Origin of the sequence: Methylobacterium crusticola, from assembly GCF_003574465.1 — a bacterium.
In the GTDB taxonomy this organism is placed as follows: Bacteria; Pseudomonadota; Alphaproteobacteria; order Rhizobiales; family Beijerinckiaceae; genus Methylobacterium; species Methylobacterium crusticola.
In genome coordinates this window covers 1-21,907 of the sequence record NZ_QOWC01000089.1, presented here as the reverse complement: position 1 = coordinate 21,907, position 21,907 = coordinate 1, and the positions used below count along the sequence as shown (strand labels likewise).

Below are 21,907 nucleotides of genomic sequence, written 5' to 3'. Positions count from 1 at the left end.
CGGGCCTCGTAACGATCCGCGCGCGGGGCCTCGTCGCCGGGCCGCACGCGTCGTTCAGCACGCTAGCCCGATCAGGCTCAATGAACCGTAAAAGGCGCCCTGTCGCACCTGCCCCGTCATGCGCCGTTCAGCCACGATCCGCCATGGTTGCCCTGCGTGATCGGACCGGCCGCCGAGGAGGCGACGGAACGGCACGGCGAACCGAGCCGACTCCGGGATCCGCGAGAGATCCCCAAGGGCCCGGGCGGGTCTTCCTCAGCGGAGTTCTCACGATCATGCGGCTGTTCAGGCTCTACGTCCGGGTCATGGGTCAGCTCGGTCCCGATCTGCGCCTCGGCGGCCTTCTGGCCGCCGCGAACGTCGCGCTCGCGGTCGCGGCCTTCGCCGAGCCGGTGCTGTTCGGCCGCATCGTCGACCGCCTCACCCACCTGCCGGCGGGCGGGGGCACCGCCGAGCTCCTGCTCCTCGTCGGGGCCTGGGTCGGCTTCGGCCTGTTCTCCATCGGCGCGGGCGTGATGATCGCGCTCCACGCGGACCGCCTGACCCACCGGCGCCGCCTCGGCGCCATGGCGAGCTACTTCGAGCACGTCCTCGACCTGCCGCTCGCCTTCCACTCGGCCAACCACTCGGGCCGGGTGCTGAAGGCGATGCTGGAGGGCTCGAACGGCATGGCCTGGGCCTGGCTCGGGTTCTTCCGCGACCATTGCGCGGCCCTCGTCTCCCTGGTGATCCTGCTGCCGCTGACCCTGTTCCTCAACTGGCAGCTCGGCGCGATCCTGGTCGCGCTCGTGGTGGTGTTCACCGCGCTCACCACCTACGTGCTGCGCCGGACCGAGACGCTGCAGGGGCGCGTCGAGGCCTACCATTCGGGCCTCGCCGCCCACGCCTCGGACGCCCTCGGCAACGTCGCGGTGATCCAGTCCTTCACCCGGGCCAAGGCCGAGAAGGACGCGATGCACGGCATCATCGGCGACCTTCTGGCCGCCCAGATCCCGGTCCTGTCCTGGTGGGCCCTCGCCTCCGTGGCGACCCGCGCCTCCGCGACCCTGACCATGACGGCGATCTTCGTCACCGGCATCGTGCTGCACGCCCACGGCCTGGCCTCGATCGGCGAGGTGGTCTCGTTCATGAGCCTCGCCACCATGCTGGTCGGGCGCCTCGACCAGGTGGTGGCCTTCGTCAACGGCATCTTCCTGCAGGCGCCCAAGATGGAGGAGTTCTTCGAGATCCTCGACACGGTGCCGGCGGTCCACGACCGGCCGCACGCCAAGGCGGTGGCGCGCTTCACCGGCGACGTCAGCTTCGAGGGCGTCCGCTTCTCCTACGACGGCCGCCGCCCGGCCCTCGACGGCGTCTCCTTCTCGGCCCGGGCCGGCGAGACCGTGGCCCTCGTCGGCACCACGGGATCGGGCAAGTCGACGACGCTCGGCCTCCTGCACCGCGCCTTCGACCCGGACGGGGGCGTGATCCGCATCGACGGCGACGACGTGCGCGACCTCGCGCTCGCCTCGCTGCGCCACAACATCGGGGTGGTGTTCCAGGAGCCGATGCTGTTTGCCCGCTCGATCCGCGAGAACCTCCAGGTCGGCCGGCCCGACGCCACCGACGCCGAGATGCTGGACGCCCTCGACCGGGCCCAGGCCTCGGAGTTCATAGCGCGGCAGGCCGACGGCCTCGACACCGTCATCGGCGAGCGCGGCCGCTCGCTCTCCGGCGGCGAGCGCCAGCGGCTCTCGATCGCCCGGGCGCTCCTGAAGAACCCGCCCGTCCTGATCCTCGACGAGGCGACGTCCGCCCTCGACGCCTCGACCGAGCGCAAGCTCCAGGGCGCCCTGGAGGCCGTGATGGAGGGCCGCACGACCTTCGTGATCGCCCACCGCCTGGCGACCATCCGCAACGCCGACCGCATCCTGGTCTTCCACCAGGGCCGGATCGTCGAGAGCGGCGGCTTCGACGAGCTGGTGGCGCAGGGCGGCCGCTTCGCCGAGCTCGCGCGGGCGCAGTTCATGGCGAGCGAGCCGGAGCCCGCCTACGCGCTGGCGGCCTGAGGGAGGACCCGGCGGCCCCCGGGCCGCGGGGGCGCCCTCACAGCATCACCTTCACGGTCTCGCGCCGCGTCTGCGCCCGCGCCTGGAGCCGCCGCCTGCGGGCGGCGATCACCGTGCCGTTGATCTCGCCGCCGAACAGGAACATCGCGGCGAGCCAGTAGACGAAGACCAGGAACACCATCGCGGTCGCGAGCCCGCCGTAGGTCGACACGTAGGCGCTGGAGAAGCGGTCGAGGTACATGCCGAAGCCGAGGCCGGCCAGCACCCAGAGGCCGAGGGTCACCACCACGCCGGGCAGCACCATGCGCCAGGGCCGGCGCCCGGCGGCGATGAACTTGTGGGCGATCATCAGCACCACGGCGACGAGGAGCGCCGTGAGCCCGATGCGGCCCACCGTGATGGTGAGGCCGAGGGGCTCGATGCCGGGCGCGACCAGGACCAGCCCGCGCCAGACGAGCGGCCCGAGCACCACCAGGAACGTGAAGGCGAGCATCGCGAAGGCGGCGCAGATCACGTAGCCGATCGACTCGAGCCGCGTCAGCCACCAGGGCCGCATCTCGCGCAGCCCGTAGGCGCGGTTGAGGCCGACCCGCAGGCTCTCGACCCCGCTCGAGGAGAAGTAGAGGGCCAGCACGGCGCCGAGGGTCAGGAGGCCGCCGCGCTGCTCGGTGAGCACCCGGTGGACCTCGGCGGCGATCGGGCTCGCGACCTCGCTCGGCCAGATCTCGAACAGGAGGTTGCCGGCCTCGTCGGCGAGGGACTTCGTGCCGAACAGGCTCGCCAGGGCGGTGAGGAGGATCAGGAACGGGAACAGCGAGGTCAGGAGCGAGAGCGCGATGTGGCTCGCGATCGCCCAGCCGTCATGCGCGACGAAGCGCTGGGCCGCGATGGCGGCGATCTCCAGGGCGGTGCGGGGACGGATCACGGAGCGGGGGTCTTCCGGGCGGGCTGACGCCTCAGGTAGGGCGGATCGGCGGCCGGGGGAAAGGCGGGGGACCGAGAAATGCCGCCGGCCGAGCTCTGCGCGCCCGGCAGGGCGGCACTCCGCAGCCGCCGGTTGCGCGGCCGCAACGGTCGTGCTGCTTGCGTGGGCATCATGACCCGCCTCCTGCCCGCGTCCGCCGCATTCCTGCCCGCGCAGCTCGCACCCGGGGTGTTCGTCCTGATCTGGGCGACCGGGTTCGTGGTGGCGCGCCTCGTGGCGCCGCACGCCGAGCCGCTGACCTTCCTGTCCCTGCGCTACGCCGGCACCGTGGCGGTGCTGTCCGGCCTCGCGCTCGCGGCCGGCGCGCGCTGGCCGGCCGGCTGGCGCGGCTGGCGCGACGCGCTCCTGGCGGGCGTGCTGCTCCAGGGGATCTACCTCGACGGCGTGTTCTGGGCCGTCCATCGCGGGCTGCCGGCGGGCATCGCCGCCCTCGTGACGAGCCTGCAGCCGCTCCTGACCGCGATCGTGGCGGGCCCGCTGCTCGGCGAGCGCGTCTCGGCGCGGCGCTGGCTCGGCATCGCGGTCGGATTCCTGGGCGCCGGGCTGGTGCTGGCGCCGAAGCTCGGCGCGGCGAGCGGAGGGTTCCCGCCGGAGGCCCTGGCGGTCTGCTTCTGCGCGACGGTCGCGATCACGTTCGGCACCCTGTGGCAGAAGCGCACCGCGGCGGCGGTCGACCTGCGCACCAACGCGGCCGTGCAGTTCATCGGCGCCGCCGTCCTGACCGTTCCCCTGGCGCTCCTGACCGAGAGCGGGCGCTTCGACCCCACCCTGCCGGTCCTGGCCGGCCTCGCCTGGGCGGTGCTCGGCCTCTCGGTCGGCGGCATCCTGATCCTGCTCGCGCTGATCCGCCGCGGCGCGGTCGCGGGGGTGGCGGCCCTGTTCTACCTCGTGCCGCCGGTCTCCGCCGCGATGGCGTTCGCGATGTTCGGCGAGACCCTGGCGCCGGTGCAGGTCCTCGGCATGCTGGTGGCGGTGGCGGGCGTGGCGATCGCGAGCCGGGGCTGAGGCGGCCCGTCCCGGTCCCCCTCCGCCGCGGCGAATCCGCGGGGCCCGCCGGGGCTTGGCGCCACGCCGGGGCGCGGGCCGGCGGCGAGGTTGCTCTAAAGTCGGCCCGCGGCGGCCGGCCCGGCCCTCTACAAGGCGGGCATTCGCGTCTATCTAGGCTCGGCGAGCGTTCTCTGTGCAGCGCAGCAGCACCCGACCGGAGACCTGACCGATGTCCGCCCAGGCCGCCCCCGCCCCTGTCCCGACCGATCTCGTCGCCCTCGCGCAGGAGGCCGGCGTCGCCGCGAAGGCCCTGGCGGCGGACGCCGCGCGCCGCGTGCGGTCGGGGGTGCTCTCGGCCGAGGGCCGCCTCTCGGCCGAGCGCCTGGAGGCCGAGCAGCACGCCGCCCACGGCCTCGCCTGGCTCGCCACCTACGCCGAGGCGGTGTGCCAGCTCGGGGCCTACGCGGAGCGGCTGAGCGCCGCCGGGCGCCTCGGCGAGACCGAGACGCTCCTCGTGCGCATCGGCCTCGGCGAGTACCTCGACCAGATGTTCGGCGGCATCCCGATGAGCCAGGGCGAGATGGTGCGCCCGACGACCTCCCTCGGGCTGAAGCCCCAGGAGGTGACGCGCCACCGCGTGCCCGCCGTCGAGGCTCTGATCGCCGAGGGCAACACCGCCGCGCACCGCGCCGCGCTGGTCCGGCTGATCCGCGACGGGCAGGGCGCCGCCACCGTGGGCGACAGCGGCCTCGACGAGGACATGGAGGCGATCCGCGCCGAGATGCGCCGCTTCGGCCAGGCCGAGGTCGCGCCCCACGCCCACGACTGGCACCGGGACAACGCCTACATCCCGCTCGAAATCATCGGCCAGATGGCCGAGCTCGGCGTGTTCGGGCTGACGATCCCGGAGGCCTACGGCGGCATGGGGCTGCCGAAGATCTCCATGTGCGTGGTCTCGGAGGAGTTGTCGCGGGCCTATATCGGCGTCGGCTCCCTCGGCACCCGCTCGGAGATCGCCGCCGAGCTGATCCTCGGGGGCGGCACCGAGGAGCAGAAGAGCCGCTTCCTGCCGAAAATCGCCTCCGGCGAGATCCTGCCGACCGCCGTCTTCACCGAGCCGAACACCGGCTCGGACCTCGCCTCCCTGCGCACCAAGGCGGTCCGGGAGGGCGACGCCTGGCGCATCTACGGCAACAAGACCTGGATCACCCATCCGGTCCGGGCCGACCTGATGACAGTGCTCGTGCGCACCAGGCCCGAGGAGCCGGGCCACAAGGGCCTGTCGCTGCTCCTCGGCGAGAAGCCCCGGGGCAGCGACGCCGACCCGTTCCCTGTCGCCGGCCTGTCGGGGGGCGAGATCGAGGTGCTCGGCTACCGCGGCATGAAGGAGTACGAGCTCGCCTTCGACGGGTTCGCGGTGCCGGACGCCAACCTGCTCGGCGGGGTCGAGGGCCGGGGCTTCGCGCAGCTCATGCAGACCTTCGAGTCGGCCCGCATCCAGACCGCCGCCCGGGCCGTGGGGGTCGCCCAGTCGGCCCTCGACGTCGGCCTGCGCTACGCCGAGGAGCGGGTGCAGTTCGGCAAGCCCCTGGTCAGCTTCCCGCGCGTCGCCGACAAGCTCGCCATGATGGCGGTCGAGATCGCCATCGCGCGCCAGCTCACCTACTTCGCGGCGCACCAGAAGGACGAGGGCCGGCGCTGCGACCTCGAGGCCGGGATGGCCAAGCTGCTGGCGGCCCGCGTCGCCTGGGCGGCGGCCGACAACGCGCTGCAGATCCACGGCGGCAACGGGTTCGCGCTCGAGTACCCGGTCAGCCGGATCCTCTGCGACGCCCGTATCCTGTCGATCTTCGAGGGCGCGGCGGAGATCCAGGCGCAGGTGATCGCCCGGCGCCTGCTCGAGACCCAGTGACCGGCGGGCCGGGCGGGCGGCCTACTTGGTGATCTTCACCGAGACCGGGTCGCTCGACGGGAAGGTCTCCTCGAGGCCCTGGTCGAGCCGCTCGGCGAGCTTGTCCTGCTCGTTCGCCTTCAGGTCCTTGTCCTTCGGGGGCGGGCTGTCCTGACGGGACCCGGGGCCGTCCTGCGGCGGGGTGGACTTGGCGTTCGCGTCGCTCATGGTGCTCTCTCCTGCCCGGGACGTCCCCCGGGGGTCGGATCCGGGCAGTCAACGCGCGGCGGCCGGGCCTGTTTCGTGGCGCGCAGGCCGGGGCGGGCTGGGCGCCCCCCGCTCGTCCCGGTCAGCCCGGCGCCAGGCCCGACTGCGCCCGGCCGCGCCGCCCCGGGGCGGCCCGCTCCAGCGCCACCCGGCGCGCGACGAGGCCATAGACCTCCTCCAGGCGATCGAGGTGCCGCTCGAGGGTGAGGGGGCGCTGCCAGTAGCGCCGGTGCGCCTCGGCGCTCAGCGCCGCCACCGTGGCGGGATCCCGCAGGCGGCGCAGGCGCTCGGCCAGGGCCGCGGCATCGCCGGACGGGAACCAGTAGCCGGTCTGCCCGTCCGCCACCGCCTCGCGGCCCGCGCAGGCGTCGCTCACCACCACGGGCGTGCCGAGCGCCAGCGCCTCGTAGACGGTGAGCGGCTGGCCCTCGTACCAGATCGACGGGAAGACGAGGGCCGAGGCGTCCCGCAGGGCCTCGCGCACGCCGGCCGCGTCGCGCCAGCCGAGCAGCACCGCGTCCGGGTAGCGGCCCCGGATCGCCTCCGCCTCCGGCCCGTCGCCGACGAGGACCGGCGTGATGCCGGCGAGGCGCGCCGCCTCGGCGAAGAGGCCGACGCCCTTCTCGATCGAGAGCCGGCCCACGTACACGACGGGCCCCTGCGCCGGGGCGGCCTTGGGGCCGAGATCCGGCACCGAGATCGGGTTGTCGACCCGGTGCAGGCGCAGGGCCGGCGGCAGGAGGGGGCCGACCACCCCCTCCTGGAGGGCGCTGATGGTGATCACGTCGCGGATGCCGTCCGGCCAGTGCGCCGCGTGCTCGAGGAGCAGGTGGCGGGCGACCCGCATCGCCTTGCGGGGGTAGCTGCGCATGTCGCAGTTCGTGGTCACGCAGGACCGCGACATCGGCCGGCGGTGGCAGATGGCGTGGCGCTGGTAGTCGTAGAAGCCGCCGTTGGGGCAGACGAGGAAGAACTCGTGCATGGTGTAGACGGCGGGCAGGCCGGCCTCGGCGATCGCCGCGAACACCGAGGGCGAGAGCGACTTCGCCCAGGCGTGGACGTGCACCAGGGTATCGCCGGGATCGCGCCCGCGCAGCGCCTGCGCCAGGGCGTCGCGGGCCCGGCCGTTCCACAGCATCTGCGCCGCGAAGGCGAGCTTGGAGGTCGTCGTCGCGATGTCGGGCTGGTCGAGGCACGTCACCGCGACGCCGGCGGCCGCGAGGCGCGGGTCGACGGGGCCGACCGCGGCGAAGACCTGGACCCGGTGGCCGCGGCCCGCGAGCCCGAGGGCGGACTCGATCGCGACCTTCGCCTGCCCGCCGTTGATGTGGGCGTGGTCGAGAACCAGGATGACGTCCATGGTCGGGCCTCCAGCGGACCCGTTTACGACCCGGCAGTTGATCGTCGGTAAACTCGCGTGCCGCCGCGGCCGAGGTCACGCGCGTGCCGTCGCGGCCGGAGCTCCCGCCATGCACGTCGGAATCCTGACGAATTTCCCCACCCCGAAGGGCGGGGCCGAGAAGGTCGCGATCGAGTCGGCCCGCGGCCTCGCCGAGCGCGGGGTCGCCGTCACCTTCCTGCACGGCATCGACGGCCCGGCCGACCCGATGCTCGATCACCCCCGCATCCGCCGCGTCGGGCTCGGGCTGACCGACGTCTGGGACCGGCCGGCCTGGCGCGGCGCCCTCGAGGGCGTCTGGAACCGCGAGGCGGCGCGGCGCCTGCGGGCGGTGCTCGCGGCCCTGCCCGCCGCCCCCTACTGCCTGCACCTGCACCAGTGGACCCGCAGCCTGTCGCCGGCGATCCTGCCGGTGCTGGCCGCGAGCCGCCTGCCCGTCGCCGTGACGCTCCACGACTACTTCCTGGCCTGCCCGAACGGCGTCTACTACCGGTTCGACGAGGGCGCCCCCTGCACCCTGGCGCCGATGGGCGCCGCCTGCCTCGCGGCGCCCTGCGACCCGCAATCCCGGGCCCACAAGCTCGTGCGCTTCGCCCGGGCCGCCGCGACGCGGACGGCCCTGCATCGCGGCTTCGCGGAGCGGCCCCTCGCCCTCGTGCACGTCTCGGACGGCAGCCGGGCGCGCCTCGAGCCGATGCTCTCCGGCGGGCCCTTCCGGCATCACCGCGTCGACAACCCGGTGCGGGTGGCCCAGGGGGTTCCGGCGAACCCGGCGGGCGGCGATGCCGTCGCGTTCGTGGGCCGCTTCACCCGCGAGAAGGGCGCCGACCTCGTGGCGGCCGCCGCCCGGGCGGCGGGCCTCGCCGCGCTGTTCATCGGCGACGGGCCCCTCGAACCCGTGCTGCGGGGGCTCCCCGGCACGGAGGTCCTGGGCTGGCGCAGCCCCGCGGAGGTCGAGCGCCTGCTGCGCGCCCGGGCGCGGGCCGTCGTCGCGCCGGCGCGCTGGCTCGAGACCGGCCCGCTCACCGTCTACGAGGCGCTCGCGGCCGGCATCCCGGCGATCGCCAGCGACCGGGCCGGCGCGGGGGAGAAGGTCGTGTCCGGCGAGACCGGGTTCGTGGTCGCGCCGACGGCCGAGAGCCTCGGGGCCGCCTTCGGCGCCCTGCGCGACGACGCGCTGGTGCGCCGCATGGGGCTCGCGGCCCACGCGCGCTACTGGGCCGCGCCGATGACGCTGGCGGCCCACGCCGAGGCCCTGTGCGGGCTCTACGCCGCGATGGCCGGGCGCCCGCTTGCGGCCGAGGCGCCATCTTTTCAGCGCAGTGCTGTACTGTGAGGGAGCCTGCCGCCCCGTCCGAGGAGCCTGAGCCCCATGCGCCGCCCGACGTTCCCCCTGCTGCTCGCCGCCCTTCTCCTCGGGCTGCCGGGCGGCGCGCGCCCGGCGGCCGCGCAGGCCGATGCGCTGCCGCCCTACCGGGCCCTGCCGGACTCGAAGGCGCAGGTGCAGCTCTCCTTCGCGCCGCTCGTGAAGCGGGCGGCGCCCTCCGTGGTCAACGTCTACGGCACCCACGTCGAGAAGCGGGCCGCCAACCGCGGCGCCATGGACGAGTTCCTGCGGCGCTTCTTCGGGGATGCCGGGCCGGGCGGCCTGCCCCAGGAGCGGGCCCAGCGCTCCCTCGGCTCGGGCGTGATCGTCGACGGGTCCGGGCTGATCGTCACCAACAACCACGTCATCGAGAACATGAACGAGGTGAAGGTCGCGCTGAACGACCGGCGCGAGTTCGAGGCCCAGATCGTGCTGCGCGATCCCCGCACCGACCTCGCCATCCTGAAGATCAAGAGCCCGACCGGCGGCCTCGTCCCGATGGAGATCGGCGACTCGGAGAGCCTCCAGGTCGGCGACTTCGTGATCGCCATCGGCAATCCCTTCGGCGTCGGCCAGACGGTGACGCAGGGCATCGTCTCGGCCCTCGCCCGCACGCAGGTCGGCTCGGCCGACTACCAGTTCTTCATCCAGACCGACGCGGCCATCAACCCGGGCAACTCGGGCGGCGCGCTCGTGGACCTCGGCGGCCAGCTCGTCGGCATCAACACGGCGATCTACTCGCAGTCGGGCGGCAGCCACGGCATCGGCTTCGCGATCCCGGCCAGCATGGTCCGGGCGGTGGTCGAGACCGCCCGGGGCGGCGCCCGCATGGTGCGGCGGCCCTGGCTCGGGGCCCGGCTCCAGAACGTGACGCCGGACATCGCCGAGAGCGTCGGCCTCGACCACCCGACCGGGGTGCTGGTGGCCGGGCTCCAGCCCAAGAGTCCGGCCGAGGAGGCCGGCCTGAAGCGCGGCGACGTGATCCTGTCGGTCGACGGCCAGGTCGTCGACGACCCGGAGGCCTTCGGCTACCGGTTCGCCCTCAAGGGCATCACCGGCGAGACCCGCTTCGCGGTCCTGCGCGGCTCGACCCGCACGACGCTCCCGGTCCGCCTCGGCCCCGCCCCCGAGACCCGGTCGCGCGACGCCCTGAAGGTGAAGACGCGCTCGCCCTTCCTGGGCGCCACCGCGGTCAACCTCTCGCCGGCGGTGGCGGAGGAGATGCAGCTCGAGACGCAGGGCGACGGCGTCGTGATCGCGGAGGTCGACGGCGGTACCATCGCCAACCGGGTCGGCCTCCAGAAGGGCGACATCATCGTGGCGGTGAACGGCGCGCCGGTGAGCACCACCAAGGACCTCGACCGGATCACCCGCACCAGCGTGTCGATGTGGGAGGTGACGATCAACCGCGGGGGCCAGCAGCTCACCTCGGTGTTCGGGGGGTAGGGCGCGCCGCCGCGGCGAACCCCCGGGCCGGGCGGCCCGGGGCCTCGTCGCAGGATGCGCCCGCGGGGCGACCCGGCCGCCCCGACCGGCGGGGCGGTCCTGCACCGGGCCCCCGTGCTCGCGCGGACCCGTCGCGCGGGCGAGCCATCAGCCCGGCTGGGCCCCGTCGTAGCCCTCGATCACGATCAGGTCGATCTCGGCGCCGCCCTCCTGCCTGGCGCGGGCGTCCTGGTACTCGGGCGAGTTCCAGCACGCCAGCGCCTGCGCGTAGCTCGGGAACTCGAGCACCACGTTGCGGGCGCGGCTCGTGCCGATGACGGACTCGAACGACCCGCCGCGCACGAGGAAGCGGCCGCCGTACTTGGCGAAGGCGGCGCCGTTCGCCGCCACGTAGTTCTTGTACGACTCGGGCTTCGTCACGTCGACGCGCCCGACCCAGTATCCCTTCGCCATGCGGTTCCTCCCTCGGTGGTCAGTCGACGTCCGCCATCTCGGCGACGATGCGCTGCGCGGCGTCCCGCGGGTCGGCGGCCCCGGTGATGGGCCTGCCGACCACGACGTGGTCGACGCCGGCCCGCACGGCCTCGGCCGGGGTCATCACCCGCTTCTGGTCGCCCGTGGCCGCGCCCGCCGGCCGGATCCCGGGCGTGACGATGAGCCGGTCCGGCCCGATCAGCGCCCGCACGCGGGCGGCCTCCGCGGCGGCGCAGACGATGCCGTCGATGCCGATCCGGCGGGCCGCCTCCGCGCGCAGCGCCACGAGGTCGGCGACGGGCAGCGCGAAGCCGGCCTCGCGCGCGTCGGCGTCGTCGTAGGAGGTCAGCACCGTGACGGCGAGGATCCGGAGGCGCCCGCCGACGGCGTCGCGGCCGCTCAGGGCCGCCCGCATGGTCTGCGGGTAGGCGTGCACGGTCAGGAAGGTGGCGCCCAGGCCCTCGAGCGACTGCACGCCCTCCTCGACGGTGTTGCCGATGTCGTGGAGCTTGAGGTCGAGGAAGACCTTCAGCCCGGCCCGCGCCAGGCGCTCGGCGAGCCCGAGCCCACCGGCGTAGCCGAGGCGGTAGCCGATCTTGTAGAAGCCGGCGGCGTCGCCGATGCGGTCGATCAGGCGCTCGGCCTCGTCGGTGCTCGCCATGTCGAGGGCGACGATGAGGCGGTCGCGGGGGCTGATGGGAGCGGGCATGGCGCCTCGGGTCAGGGTCGCCCAGCACCCACCACAGGTTCGGGGCCGGAATCAAGCCCGGCCGACGATCCGCGCCACCTCCTCCCGCAGGACCGGCAGCAACTCGCCCTCGAACCACGGATGCGCCTTGAGCCAGGCGGTGTTGCGCCAGGACGGGTGCGGCAGCGGCAGCAGGCGCGGCCTGCGGGGCTCGGCCAGGATGGCGCGCCAGCCCGCCACCGTGGCGGTCAGGCCGCCGGGCCGGCGCCCGAGATGCCAGGCCTGGGAGTACTGCCCGATCAGCAGGATCAGCTCCAGCGCCGGCAGGCCCGCCAGCAGGGGCGCGCGCCAGGTCTCGGCGCATTCGCGCCGGGGCGGCAGGTCGCCGCCCTTGGCGTCGTGCCCCGGGAAGCAGGCCCCCATGGGCACGATGGCGACCCTGCCGGCGTCGTAGAAGGCGGGCTCGTCGAGGCCGAGCCAGTCGCGCAGGCGCCGGCCGGAGGGGTCCTGGAACGGCACGCCGCTCCGGAACGCCCGGTTGCCGGGTGCCTGGCTGGCGATGCAGAGCCGGGCCGCCGCGCTGCCCTGGAGGATCGGCCGCGGCTCGACCGGCAGGGGCGGGCCGTGCCGGGGCGCCTCGCGGCAGAGCCGGCAGGCCCGCACCGCCGCGGCGGTGCGGGCGAAATCGGGCGGGCTCACGGGGCCGCGCGGGCACGGCGCCCGCGCGGCGGTGTCGGGGGGCGCGGCCTCACACGCCCCGCAGGGCCCCGAGGTCGAGGGGCAGCGAGCGCAGGCGCTGACCGGTCGCCGCGAAGATGGCGTTCGCGATCGCGGGCGCCAGCACCGGCACGCCGGGCTCGCCGATGCCGGTGGGCGCCGCCGTCGAGGGCACGATGTGCACCTCGACCTTCGGCATCTCGCTCATCCGGGTCGGCTCGTAGGCGTCGAAGTTCTTCTCCTGCACCTCGCCGTCCTTGAAGGTGATGCGGTTGCGCAGCACCGCCGAGAGGGCGAACCCGACCGCGCCCTCGACCTGGGCCCGGATCACGTCCGGGTTGACCGCGACCCCGACATCGACCGCCGCCACGATGCGGTTGACCTTGACCTTGCCGGCCTCGGCGCTGACGTCGGCCACCATGGCGACGTAGGAGCCGAAGGATTCGTGGGCCGCGACCCCGAGGCCGCGCCCGGGGGCGGCGGCGCGCCCGCGCCAGCCCGCCTTCTCGGCCGCGAGGGCGAGGGCCGCCGAGAGCCGGGGCGCCTGCTGCAGGAGGCCGAGGCGGTAGGCCACCGGGTCCTGGCCGGCCGCGTGGGCGAGCTCGTCGACGAACACCTCCATGGCCTGCGCGGTGTGCGAGTGCCCGACCGAGCGCCACCACAGGACCGGCACGCCCTCGCGGGCGTTGTGGACCTCGAAGCGGTAGGCCGGGAGCGCGTAGGGGGTGTCGGCGGCGCCCTCGACGGTGGTCGCGTCGACGCCGTCCTTGACGATCATCGCCTCGAGGGGCGTGCCGATGATGATCGACTTGCCGACGATGGTGTGCTCCCAGCCGGTGATCGCCCCCTTGGCGTCGAGGCCGGCGCGGATGCGGTGGTAGGCGGCCGGGCGGTAGTAGCCCCCGGTGATGTCGTCCTCGCGGGTCCAGACGAGGTGGATCGGCCGCGTCCCGCCGGTGGCCCTCAGGATCGCCGCGGCCTCCGCGATGTAGTCCGCCGAGGCGGTGGCGCGCCGGCCGAAGGAGCCGCCCGCCCAGAGCGTGGTGATGCGGACCTTGTCGGTGGTGGTGCCGAGGATGCCGGCCGCCACGGCCTGCTCGATGGTCTGGAACTGCGACCCGGCGTAGATGTCGTAGCCGCCGTCCGCCGCCCGCTCGATCGTGGCGTTGAGAGGCTCCATCGGGGCGTGGGCGAGGTACGGGAAGGCGAACTCCGCCTCCAGCACCTTGGCGGCGCCCTTGATGGCGCCGGCGGCGTCCCCGCGCTTGGCGGCGACGAGGCCGGGCCTGTCCGCCATCGCCTTGTAGGCGGCGACCTGCTGGTCCGAGGATTGCCGCTCCGCCCCGGCATCGTCCCAGGTCAGCCTCAGCGCCTCGCGGCCCTTCATGGCCGACCAGGTGTCCTTGGCCACGACGGCGACGCCGCTGCCGATCGTCACCACGTCGACGACGCCCGGCAGCGCCCGGGCGGCCTTGTCGTCGACCGAGGCGAGCCTGGCGCCGAAGCGCGGGGCCCGCGCCACCACGGCGGTGAGCTGGTTCGGCCGGCGCACGTCGAGGGCGTAGACGGCGCTGCCGTCGGTCTTGATGCCCGAGTCGAGCCGGGGAAGGCGGGTGCCGATCAGCCGGAAATCGGCCGGCTGCTTCAGCGTCGGGTTCTCCGGGACGGCCTGCGTCGCGGCCGCCGCCGCGAAGGCGCCGAAGCGGCCCTCCTTGCCCGTGCGGGCGTGGCGCAGGACGCCCTTCTCCACGGTGATCTCGCCGGCCGGCACCCGCCACTCGGCGGCGGCGGCCGCGACCAGCATGGCGCGGGCCGCGGCGCCCGCCTTGCGGAGCTGGATCCAGGAATTCGCCACCGCGGTCGAGCCGCCGGTGCCCTGGATCGGCCCGAACGCGAGGTTGTTGTAGAGCGCCGCGTCGGCCGGCGCGAAGGCGGTGCGCATCTGGCCCCAGTCGGCGTCGAGCTCCTCGGCCACGATGGTGGCGAGCCCAGTCGTGTTGCCCTGGCCCATGTCGAGGTGCTTGATCACGACCGTCACGCTGTCGTCGGCGGCGACGCGCACGAACGCGTTCGGCTGGGCCGGGACCTTGGAGAAGTCGGGCGCCCCGGCCGCGCGGGCGGGCGAGCCGGAGAGTTCGAGGCGGACCCCGATCACCAGGGCGCCGCCGGCGGCGGCGCTCCCGCGCAGGAAGGCGCGGCGGGAGGCGGACGGCGCGGGGCGCCGGGTCGCGAGAGCGTTGAGCATGGGCGGCGTCCCGGTCAGGCGAGGGTGCGGGCGGCGTCGTGGATCGCCGCGCGGATGCGCTGGTAGGTGCCGCAGCGGCAGACGTTGCCGTCCATGGCGCCGTCGATGTCGGCGTCCGTGGGCTTGCGGTTCTCGGTGAGCAGGCCGACGGCCGACATGATCTGGCCCGACTGGCAGTAGCCGCACTGCACCACGTCGAGGCTCCGCCAGGCGGTGCGCACGGCCTCGGCCACGGGGCCCTGGAGGCCCTCGATCGTGGTGATGCGGGCCGCGCCGACGTCGCCGAGGCGGGTCTGGCAGGCGCGGGTGGGCTGCCCGTCGAGGTGGATCGTGCAGGCGCCGCACTGGGCGATGCCGCAGCCGTACTTGGTGCCGGTCAGGTTGAGGTGGTCGCGGATGGCCCAGAGGAGCGGCATCTCGGGATCGGCATCGACCTCGAAGGTCCGGCCGTTGACGGTCAGCTTCTGCATCGCGAGCTCCGACGAGACGCTGGAACGGTTCCAGCGCGGGTGTTGTGGCGCGCCTCATGGACCCGCCGCAAGCGCGGCCGATGTGCGCCAGCGCACGTCGGCGCCGGCCGGGACGATGCCCGGTGGACCGATCGGATTCGCGCGATCGGGGCAGGGCAACCTTAACACATTTCGGCAAGCGTGGTCGGCGGCGAAACGGCGAGACCCGCGCGGCGGGAGGGAGCGGCGCGACCAGGCCCCATGTCCGAGATCACGGCGCAGATGGTCCAGCGCGGGCGCGGCCCGACGGCGGAGGAGGCGGCCCGGCGGCGCAAGCTCGCGCGGGACGTGCGCTCCGCCCGCGAGCGGCTGACCTCCTCGACCGGCCTCGAGCGCGCCTTCGACTACGAGCTCCTCAGGGTCTACGCGCAGTACCGCCTGGGCGCCTTCCTGCCCCTGGTGCTGCTCGCCTTCAGCATCGCGGCGGCCGCGGTGTTCTGGGTGCCGGTTGCCCTCAGCGCCGCCTGGTGCGCCGGGGTGCTGCTCGTCGCCGGCACCGTCGCGGCGTTGTCGCGCGCCTTCCTGCGCCAGGACCCGGAGGCGATCTCGCTGCGGACCTCGCGCCGCCGGGTGATCGTCGGCGAGCTCGTCCAGAGCACGAGCTGGGCCCTCCTCGTGCTGATGCTGTTCCGGATCGATGCCGCGAACGCCCGCACCTTCGTGATGTTCGTCCTCGTCATCGTGGCGGCCGTCACCACGATGCTGGCCGCCACCGTGCCGGTGGCCGCCTACGCGGGCCTGCTGCCCCTCACGGCCGCCACGGCCTCGCTGCTGTGGCTCTCGCGCGAGGCGGAATCCGTGCTGCTGATCGCCATGGCGGTGGGCGCGCAGCTCTTCTTCCTCGCCCTGTCGAAGCACCTGCACACCTCGACGGTGGCGGCGCTCCAGTCGCGGGCCGAGAAGGACGCGATCTTCGGCGAGCTGGAGCAGGCCAAGGCCAATTCCGACGAGGCGCGGCGGCGCGCCGAGGAGGCGAACCTCGCCAAGTCCCGCTTCCTCGCCACCATGAGCCACGAGCTGCGCACGCCGCTCAACGCCATCCTGGGCTTCTCCGAGGTGATGAAGAACGAGGTGTTCGGCCCGCACGCGGCACCGTCCTACCAGGAATACTCGACCGACATCCACGAGAGCGGCCTGCACCTGCTGACCCTGATCAACGAGATCCTCGACCTGTCGCGCATCGAGGCCGGCCGCTACGAATTGAACGAGGAGGCGCTGCTCCTCGCCTACGTGGTCGAGGAGTGCCGCCACATGATGGCGCTGCGCGCCCGGGCCAAGAACCAGAGCTTCCGCGAACTCGTCGACCCGTCGCTGCCGCGGCTCTTCGCCGACGAGCGGGCGGTGCGCCAGGTCGTGCTCAACATCCTGTCGAACGCCATCAAGTTCACGCCGCCCGGCGGCGAGATCACCATCAAGGTGGGCTGGACCTCCTCGGGCGGCCAGTACGTCAGCGTCAGGGACACGGGGCCGGGCATCCCGGAGGACGAGATCCCGACCGTGATGTCGTCCTTCGGCCGCGGCTCCCTCGCGATCAAGACCGCCGAGCAGGGCTCGGGCCTCGGCCTGCCGATCGTCAAGGGCCTCGTCGACCTGCACGGCGGCGGCTTCCAGCTGAAGTCGCGGCCGCGGGAGGGCACCGAGGTCGTCGTCACCTTCCCGGCGGCCCGGGTGATGGACGCCCTGCCGGCGGTGACGGGCGACGGCGCGGCCCCGCCGCCCCGCCCCGTGCGCGCCGCCTGATCAGGCCACCTCCGCCAGCATCCCGGCGACGCGGTCGGGCTCCATCACCTGGACGTCGTGCGGCACCGGCATCTCGACGTAGCGCCAGCCGGCCTTCGCCTTGGCGCGCTGGCGGCTCGGCTCGATCGAGGGGTTGGCGGGCTTGGTGTAGGCCACGTAGGTGACCGGCAATCCGGCCCCGGCGGGCTTGGCGAGGCGCACCGGCGTGTCGTAGGTCCCGATCGGGTGCGGGCGCAGGCGGGCGTGGAACCAGTCCTTGGCGGGTCCCGCCGGCAGCGGGAACGCGTCCGGCCCCGGCACCGGCAGGGCGATCCCGGCGCCCTGCTCGCGCACGGCCTTGAGCCGGGCGTCCCCCATGCCGGCCGGCAGGATCGAGAGGCCGGTGTCGCCGTTCTCCGGGATCAGCGCGTCGAGGTAGACGATGTGGTGGATGCGCTCCGGCATCCGGTCGGCGACGCCCGTCACCGCCATGCCGCCGTACGAGTGCCCGACCAGCACGGCGCCCGTGAGGTCCTCCATCTCGATCAGGGACGCCACGTCGCGGATGTGGGTGTCGATGGTGATCTGGCGCGAGAGCAGGTGCGCCCGCTCGCCGAGCCCGGTCTGGGTCGGCGTGTAGACGCGGTGGCCCCGGGCGCGCAGCGCCGGCGCGATGTCGTGCCAGATCCAGCCGCCCCCGTAGGCGCCGTGCACCAGCACGTAGGGGCGTCCGGCCGGGGCCGTCTGGGCGGCGGCACCCCCGGCCGTCATGGCGGCGGCGGCGGCGCCCCCCAGCGTCAACACGGTCCTGCGATCCATCACTCGTCTCCCCCGGGCCTGCCTGTCCGCGGCTCGCGCGGCGCCCTTCATACCGCGGGACGCAGGAGCCCGCACCCCGCCGGCCCGCTCCCGCGACCACGGCGCGCCGCGGCCGGCTCACGGGCTGAAGATCAGCACCAGGTAGGTCAGGAACACCACGAGGTGGACCGCGCCCTCGAGCACGGTCGTGCCCTGGCGCGAGAAGGTCAGGACGCTGAGCAGCAGGGTCATGGCGAGGAGCGCCATCTCGGCCGGGGCGAGGCCGAGCACCACGGCCTGCCCGGAGACGAGGCCCACTACCAGCACCGCCGGCACGGTCAGGCCCACCGTCGAGGTCACGGCGCCGAGGCAGAGGTTGATCGCCCGCTGCAGCTCGTCGCGGCGGATCGCCTTGAGGGCGCTGATGCCCTCGGGGGTGAACACGATCGCCGCGATGAGCACGCCGCCGAGCGCCTGGGGCGCGCCGAGGGCCGCGATGCCGTGGTCGAGGATCGCCGCGAGGCTCTTCGACAGGAGCACGATCGGCAGGATGCTGGCGATCAGGAGCCCGGCGTGCCGCGCCAGGGACCCGGACCCGGCCGACGCCCCGTGGGCCGCCTCCGCCACCCGGAGGTTCACCTCGGCGAAGAAGTCGCGGTGCCGCCCGGTCTGGAGCAGCAGGAAGATGCCGTAGAGCGCGACGGTGAGCACCGAGAACGACACCGCCTGGAGCCGGGTCAGGGACCCGTCCGGGGTCGAGCGGGTGAAGTTCGGGATGATCAGCGCGATCACCGTGAGCGGGATGATCACCGCCAGGTAGGCGCCGGCCCCGTCGAGGTTGTAGTTCTGGCGGTGGTGGCGCAGGCCCCCGAGGATCAGCCCGACGCCCACGAGGCCGTTCATCACGATCATGATCACGGCGAACATCGTGTCGCGGCCGAGGGACGTCGACTGCTTGCCGCCCAGCATCACGGCGGCGACGAGGGCCACCTCGATCATCACGATCGCCAAGGTCAGGATCAGGGTGCCGTAGGGCTCGCCGAGGCGGTCGGCCAGCGCCTCGGCCTCGTGCACCACCCCGAAGGCCGACCACAGGATGACGGAGAACAGCCAGGCGAACAGCCCGGCCGCCAGCAGGGGCGAGCCGAGATCGGCGAGCCACGCGCCGCCGAGGACCGCGAACGCCGCGACGGTCGCCCACGCCACACCGAGCCGCAACCAGACCATCGCACCCCGCCCGACCGCGCCGCCTGCCTTAAGGGTAGGGCCGGGGGGTGCTTTTTCCAGGCGGCCTCAGCCCTGGTGCGCGAAGGCCCAGTAGAGCTCCCGCGCCCTGCGGAAGAGCGGACCGGGCGCCAGGGTCCGGCCGTCGAGCCCGGTGACCGGCACGACCTTCGAGAAGTTGCCGCAGGAGAAGATCTCGTCGGCGGCCGCGAGGTCGTCGTAGGTCAGGGTCGCCTCGACCACCGGCACGCCGGCCTCGCGCAGGAGGGCGATCACCCGCCCGCGGGTGATGCCGGCGAGGAAGCTGCCGTTCGGCACCGGTGTCGAGACCACCCCGTCGCGGGCCATGAACAGGTTGGCGTTGGCGAACTCGGCGAGGTTGCCGAGCGCGTCGCGCATCAGCGCGTTGCCGAAGCCGCGGCCCGCGGCCTCCGCCAGGGCGCGGGCGCCGTTGGGGTAGAGGCAGCCGGCCTTCGCCTCGACCGGGGCGGTGTCGGCGGTGGGGCGGCGGTAGGGCGAGAGCGTCGCCGTGAAGCCCGTGGGCGCCGGCATCGGCGCCTCGTAGAGGCACAGGCACCAGTTGGTCGAGGCGGGATCGAACCGCACCCCGCCGGCGAAGCCGCCCTCGGCCCAGTACATCGGCCGGATGTAGAGCGCGGCGTCGGGCGCGAAGCGCCGCAGCCCGTCGCGGACGAGGCCGAGCCAGGTTTCGTGGCCGACGACGGGCTCGAGGCCGAGCGCCGTCGCGGAGCGGTTGACCCGGGCGAGGTGGCGGTCGAGGTCGGGCGTCACGCCCTCGAAGGCGCGGGCGCCGTCGAACACCGTCGAGGCGAGCCAGGCGCCGTGGGTGCGCGGCCCCATGATGCGCACGTTGCCCGGGTGCCAGGCGCCCTCGAAGAAGGTCCAGGTCGTGTCGCTCATCGCTCTCGCCCGCTCGCCGATCCTACGGCCTTCCGCCCGCCGCGCCGGGCGCCCGTCCTGCATGGCCCCGCGCGTCCCCGTTGTCCATGCCGCGCGGCGGCTGTCCGTCAGGCCCCCAGGGAGGGAGCCGGCGCCGCGAGGCCGCGGCCGGTGACGAGGCGCCTGGCGAAGGAGGCGGCGCGCAGGGCGTGGCCGACGAGCCGCGGCTGCACCCGGCGGCAGAACGCGACCTTGCGGACGTAGTTGTCGACCTGCCAGTGCGCGACCGCGCCCTTGGGCAGGAACAGCACGTCGCCGGGCACGAAGCGCCGGGCCGGGTTGGCGGCGTCGCCGATGACGGCCGAGCCTTCGAGGAAGTAGATCGTCTCGTCGATGTCGTAGTGCCAGACGAACTCGCCCGCGGTACAATCCCAGATGATGGTGCTGGCGGTGCCGTCCTGGCTGCGCGACAGCACGGTGTTGCGCGCGAGGGGATTGCCGGCGCGCACCCAGTGCGGGTTGATCGGCGCGGGCTTCAGGGGCACGTCGCTCGGCGAGTAGACCATCGGCGGCAGGGACACGGGGCGCTCTCCACTTGTGGGGAGATCACCCCTAGCAGCGACCCCTTGATGCAAGCTGAATCCGATCGCAGAGACTCGCGACGTTCCGTCAGGGTTTCGCAATGATTTTAAGCGTCTGTAGACGACGCCGGCCCCAGCCCGGGGCCTCGCGCCGGCGCCCCCCGCCGCACGGACCGCGATGCCGCTCGATCCCCGCGCCCGCCGCTTCCTCGACCTGATCGCCCTCGCCGGGCCGGGTCCGGCGACGCCGGAGGCGCGCCGGGCGGGCGTGCGAGCGCTCGCGCGCTTCGCCGGCCCGCCAGCCGCCCTCGCAGCCGTGGCGGAGCACGCGCTGCCGGGACCGGCGGGGCGCCTGCCGGCGCGGCTCTACGTGCCGCACGCCGGCCCGGCCGGGCCGGGCCTGCTCTTCCTGCACGGCGGCGGCTTCGTGGCGGGCGATCTCGACAGCCACGACGGGCTCTGCCGGGCGCTCGCCGCGGAGGCCGGGGTGCGGGTCCTCGCCCTCGACTACCGCCTCGCGCCCGAGCATCCCTTCCCGGCCGCCCTGGAGGACGCCGCCGCGGCGCTCGCCTGGCTCGCCGAGGCGGGGGCGGGCCTCGGGATCGAGGCCGCCCGCCTCGCGGTCGGCGGCGATTCGGCCGGGGCCGGCATCGCCGCCTCCCTGTGCGCCCGGGCGCGCGACCGGGGCGGGCCGGCCATCGCCGGGCAGGTGCTGCTCTGCCCGGTCCTCGACGCCGCCGGGGAGGGGGGCTCGCGGGTCGCCTTCGCGGAGGGCCACGGGCTCGACCAAGCGACGCTCGCCCGCGACGTCGCCGCCTACGCGGGGTCCCGCGATCCGCGCGACCCGGCGATCTCGCCGCTGCGCGCCACGGCCTTCGCCGGCCTGCCGCCGGCGCTGATCCACACCGCCGCCTGCGACCTCGTGCGCGACGACGGGGCGGCCTACGCGGACCGCCTCGCCGCCGCGGGGGTCCGGGTGCGCCACACCTGCCACCCGGGCATGATCCACCACTTCTACGGTCTCGGCGGCCTGATCCCGTACGCGGCGGCGGCCCTGCGCCAGGTCGGGGCCGAGCTGCGCGACCTCCTGGGCGGATGAGCGCGCCCGCCCGAGCCCCCGCCGGACCCGCCTCAGGCCACGTCGAAGTCGCCGGAGCGGTTCTCCAGGAGCTCGAGTGTGCGCAGCACCGCCATGCCGATCAGGTTCGAATCGAACAGGCCGTCGGGCGTCGCCGGCTCGATGCCGACCGAGCCCACGCTGCTCCCGCCGGCGCTGCCGATCACCACCTTGTAGACGTCCCCGTGCTCGTCGAGCTGGTCGCGCACCAGGGAAACCGTGTAGCTGCCGACCTCTCCGTAGGACTTGACGATATCGGGTCGATCGACGCTGCGAGCCTTGCTCTCGCGACGGAAAACCGGACGGATGACGTTGTCCATCTGCCTCTCCCGGTGGATGCCGCTGTTTTGATCTTGCAGTCTTGTCGTTGCGGCCGCCCGGCACCGGACACTCGGCGGGTCCTCGCGGTCCCGTCCCGATCCGAGCTTTGCCGCAGCGGCCGGTATCGCACCGGGAGGTTGCGTGCAGATTGCGCGAAGTGTTGCGCGGAGCGCCCGATATTGCCTCGGCGGCAAGCCCGCGCGGCGCGAGAGGCCCGCGCGGCGC

The 21,907-nt window shown here is 74.2% G+C and carries 20 protein-coding genes; 7 read left to right on the top strand and 13 right to left on the bottom strand.

The window, feature by feature from the left end; translation table 11 throughout:
- Positions 1 to 275: 275 nt before the first annotated feature.
- On the top strand, positions 276 to 2,048 hold the full coding sequence (locus DT057_RS21505; RefSeq protein ID WP_128564153.1) for a glucan ABC transporter ATP-binding protein/ permease: 1,773 nt from the start codon (positions 276 to 278) through the stop codon (positions 2,046 to 2,048).
- Between the two features lie 37 nt (positions 2,049 to 2,085).
- Here DT057_RS21505 and DT057_RS21500 read toward each other — a convergent pair whose 3' ends face one another.
- Entirely contained in the window at positions 2,086 to 2,970 is an 885-nt protein-coding gene (locus tag DT057_RS21500) for a YihY/virulence factor BrkB family protein (protein WP_128564163.1), read from the bottom strand.
- Positions 2,971 to 3,144: 174 nt separating this feature from the next.
- On the opposite strand from DT057_RS21500, the gene DT057_RS21495 reads away from it, so the two are divergent.
- Together DT057_RS21495 and DT057_RS21490 are read left to right on the top strand one after the other, a co-directional pair.
- On the top strand, positions 3,145 to 4,038 hold the full coding sequence (locus DT057_RS21495) for a DMT family transporter (RefSeq protein WP_128564152.1): 894 nt from the start codon (positions 3,145 to 3,147) through the stop codon (positions 4,036 to 4,038).
- A gap of 211 nt (positions 4,039 to 4,249) precedes the next feature.
- Complete coding sequence (locus tag DT057_RS21490) at positions 4,250 to 5,932, top strand: acyl-CoA dehydrogenase family protein (RefSeq protein ID WP_128564151.1); 1,683 nt, start codon at positions 4,250 to 4,252, stop codon at positions 5,930 to 5,932.
- A 21-nt stretch (positions 5,933 to 5,953) separates the two neighbouring features.
- Here the strand turns inward: DT057_RS21490 and DT057_RS21485 are convergent, their stop codons facing one another.
- Positions 5,954 to 6,139, bottom strand: a complete 186-nt coding sequence (locus DT057_RS21485; RefSeq protein WP_128564150.1) for a hypothetical protein — start codon at positions 6,137 to 6,139, stop codon at positions 5,954 to 5,956.
- A 121-nt stretch (positions 6,140 to 6,260) separates the two neighbouring features.
- The gene (locus DT057_RS21480) at positions 6,261 to 7,538 is read right to left on the bottom strand and encodes a glycosyltransferase family 4 protein (protein WP_128564149.1); all 1,278 of its coding nucleotides are present in this window, start codon (positions 7,536 to 7,538) and stop codon (positions 6,261 to 6,263) included.
- 109 nt (positions 7,539 to 7,647) lie between these two features.
- On the opposite strand from DT057_RS21480, the gene DT057_RS21475 reads away from it, so the two are divergent.
- Both DT057_RS21475 and DT057_RS21470 read left to right on the top strand, forming a co-directional pair.
- Complete coding sequence (locus DT057_RS21475; protein ID WP_128564148.1) at positions 7,648 to 8,913, top strand: glycosyltransferase; 1,266 nt, start codon at positions 7,648 to 7,650, stop codon at positions 8,911 to 8,913.
- Between the two features lie 36 nt (positions 8,914 to 8,949).
- The gene (locus tag DT057_RS21470) at positions 8,950 to 10,389 is read left to right on the top strand and encodes a DegQ family serine endoprotease (RefSeq protein WP_128564147.1); all 1,440 of its coding nucleotides are present in this window, start codon (positions 8,950 to 8,952) and stop codon (positions 10,387 to 10,389) included.
- A gap of 147 nt (positions 10,390 to 10,536) precedes the next feature.
- Here the strand turns inward: DT057_RS21470 and DT057_RS21465 are convergent, their stop codons facing one another.
- From DT057_RS21465 to DT057_RS21445, 5 genes are read right to left on the bottom strand one after another with little or no spacing between them, the layout of a single operon-like run.
- Positions 10,537 to 10,842, bottom strand: coding sequence for a DUF1330 domain-containing protein (locus DT057_RS21465; protein ID WP_128564146.1), 306 nt, complete (start codon positions 10,840 to 10,842; stop codon positions 10,537 to 10,539).
- A gap of 19 nt (positions 10,843 to 10,861) precedes the next feature.
- Positions 10,862 to 11,572, bottom strand: a complete 711-nt coding sequence (pyrF, locus tag DT057_RS21460) for an orotidine-5'-phosphate decarboxylase (RefSeq protein ID WP_128564145.1) — start codon at positions 11,570 to 11,572, stop codon at positions 10,862 to 10,864.
- Positions 11,573 to 11,623: 51 nt separating this feature from the next.
- Entirely contained in the window at positions 11,624 to 12,250 is a 627-nt protein-coding gene (locus DT057_RS21455) for a uracil-DNA glycosylase family protein (protein WP_128564144.1), read from the bottom strand.
- A gap of 49 nt (positions 12,251 to 12,299) precedes the next feature.
- On the bottom strand, positions 12,300 to 14,513 hold the full coding sequence (locus DT057_RS21450; RefSeq protein WP_128564143.1) for a xanthine dehydrogenase family protein molybdopterin-binding subunit: 2,214 nt from the start codon (positions 14,511 to 14,513) through the stop codon (positions 12,300 to 12,302).
- A 14-nt stretch (positions 14,514 to 14,527) separates the two neighbouring features.
- Positions 14,528 to 14,983 (bottom strand): (2Fe-2S)-binding protein, encoded by a 456-nt coding sequence (locus DT057_RS21445; RefSeq protein WP_128564142.1) that lies wholly within the window; start codon positions 14,981 to 14,983, stop codon positions 14,528 to 14,530.
- A gap of 240 nt (positions 14,984 to 15,223) precedes the next feature.
- On the opposite strand from DT057_RS21445, the gene DT057_RS21440 reads away from it, so the two are divergent.
- A complete protein-coding gene (locus DT057_RS21440) occupies positions 15,224 to 16,762 on the top strand; it encodes a sensor histidine kinase (protein WP_128564141.1) in 1,539 nt (512 codons plus the stop codon).
- Here the strand turns inward: DT057_RS21440 and DT057_RS21435 are convergent, their stop codons facing one another.
- The 4 genes from DT057_RS21435 to DT057_RS21420 all read right to left on the bottom strand — a co-directional run bounded on the left by DT057_RS21435 (position 16,763) and on the right by DT057_RS21420 (position 20,244).
- Positions 16,763 to 17,560 carry an alpha/beta hydrolase gene (locus DT057_RS21435; RefSeq protein WP_162501460.1) on the bottom strand — a complete coding sequence of 266 codons (798 nt, stop codon included), beginning with the start codon at positions 17,558 to 17,560 and terminating at the stop codon, positions 16,763 to 16,765.
- A gap of 117 nt (positions 17,561 to 17,677) precedes the next feature.
- Positions 17,678 to 18,745 (bottom strand): calcium:cation antiporter, encoded by a 1,068-nt coding sequence (locus DT057_RS21430; protein ID WP_244937386.1) that lies wholly within the window; start codon positions 18,743 to 18,745, stop codon positions 17,678 to 17,680.
- A gap of 87 nt (positions 18,746 to 18,832) precedes the next feature.
- Positions 18,833 to 19,684: a branched-chain amino acid aminotransferase gene (locus DT057_RS21425; protein WP_128564138.1), complete on the bottom strand. Its 852-nt coding sequence runs from the start codon at positions 19,682 to 19,684 to the stop codon at positions 18,833 to 18,835.
- A 107-nt stretch (positions 19,685 to 19,791) separates the two neighbouring features.
- Positions 19,792 to 20,244, bottom strand: coding sequence for a cupin domain-containing protein (locus tag DT057_RS21420; protein WP_128564137.1), 453 nt, complete (start codon positions 20,242 to 20,244; stop codon positions 19,792 to 19,794).
- 178 nt (positions 20,245 to 20,422) lie between these two features.
- On the opposite strand from DT057_RS21420, the gene DT057_RS21415 reads away from it, so the two are divergent.
- Positions 20,423 to 21,343 carry an alpha/beta hydrolase gene (locus DT057_RS21415; RefSeq protein ID WP_128564136.1) on the top strand — a complete coding sequence of 307 codons (921 nt, stop codon included), beginning with the start codon at positions 20,423 to 20,425 and terminating at the stop codon, positions 21,341 to 21,343.
- A 32-nt stretch (positions 21,344 to 21,375) separates the two neighbouring features.
- On the opposite strand, the gene DT057_RS21410 is transcribed toward DT057_RS21415, so the two are convergent.
- On the bottom strand, positions 21,376 to 21,681 hold the full coding sequence (locus DT057_RS21410; RefSeq protein ID WP_128564135.1) for a hypothetical protein: 306 nt from the start codon (positions 21,679 to 21,681) through the stop codon (positions 21,376 to 21,378).
- Positions 21,682 to 21,907 lie beyond the last annotated feature (226 nt).

Coding starts and splice junctions, on each gene's coding strand:
- DT057_RS21480 (WP_128564149.1), bottom strand. CDS start 7,538: ATGGACGTCATCCTGGTTCTCGACCACGCCCACATCAACGGCGGGCAG.
- DT057_RS21410 (WP_128564135.1), bottom strand. CDS start 21,681: ATGGACAACGTCATCCGTCCGGTTTTCCGTCGCGAGAGCAAGGCTCGC.
- DT057_RS21465 (WP_128564146.1), bottom strand. CDS start 10,842: ATGGCGAAGGGATACTGGGTCGGGCGCGTCGACGTGACGAAGCCCGAG.
- DT057_RS21415 (WP_128564136.1), top strand. CDS start 20,423: ATGCCGCTCGATCCCCGCGCCCGCCGCTTCCTCGACCTGATCGCCCTC.
- pyrF (WP_128564145.1), bottom strand. CDS start 11,572: ATGCCCGCTCCCATCAGCCCCCGCGACCGCCTCATCGTCGCCCTCGAC.
- DT057_RS21505 (WP_128564153.1), top strand. CDS start 276: ATGCGGCTGTTCAGGCTCTACGTCCGGGTCATGGGTCAGCTCGGTCCC.
- DT057_RS21495 (WP_128564152.1), top strand. CDS start 3,145: ATGACCCGCCTCCTGCCCGCGTCCGCCGCATTCCTGCCCGCGCAGCTC.
- DT057_RS21490 (WP_128564151.1), top strand. CDS start 4,250: ATGTCCGCCCAGGCCGCCCCCGCCCCTGTCCCGACCGATCTCGTCGCC.
- DT057_RS21475 (WP_128564148.1), top strand. CDS start 7,648: ATGCACGTCGGAATCCTGACGAATTTCCCCACCCCGAAGGGCGGGGCC.
- DT057_RS21425 (WP_128564138.1), bottom strand. CDS start 19,684: ATGAGCGACACGACCTGGACCTTCTTCGAGGGCGCCTGGCACCCGGGC.
- DT057_RS21445 (WP_128564142.1), bottom strand. CDS start 14,983: ATGCAGAAGCTGACCGTCAACGGCCGGACCTTCGAGGTCGATGCCGAT.
- DT057_RS21470 (WP_128564147.1), top strand. CDS start 8,950: ATGCGCCGCCCGACGTTCCCCCTGCTGCTCGCCGCCCTTCTCCTCGGG.
- DT057_RS21450 (WP_128564143.1), bottom strand. CDS start 14,513: ATGCTCAACGCTCTCGCGACCCGGCGCCCCGCGCCGTCCGCCTCCCGC.
- DT057_RS21440 (WP_128564141.1), top strand. CDS start 15,224: ATGTCCGAGATCACGGCGCAGATGGTCCAGCGCGGGCGCGGCCCGACG.
- DT057_RS21435 (WP_162501460.1), bottom strand. CDS start 17,560: ATGGATCGCAGGACCGTGTTGACGCTGGGGGGCGCCGCCGCCGCCGCC.
- DT057_RS21485 (WP_128564150.1), bottom strand. CDS start 6,139: ATGAGCGACGCGAACGCCAAGTCCACCCCGCCGCAGGACGGCCCCGGG.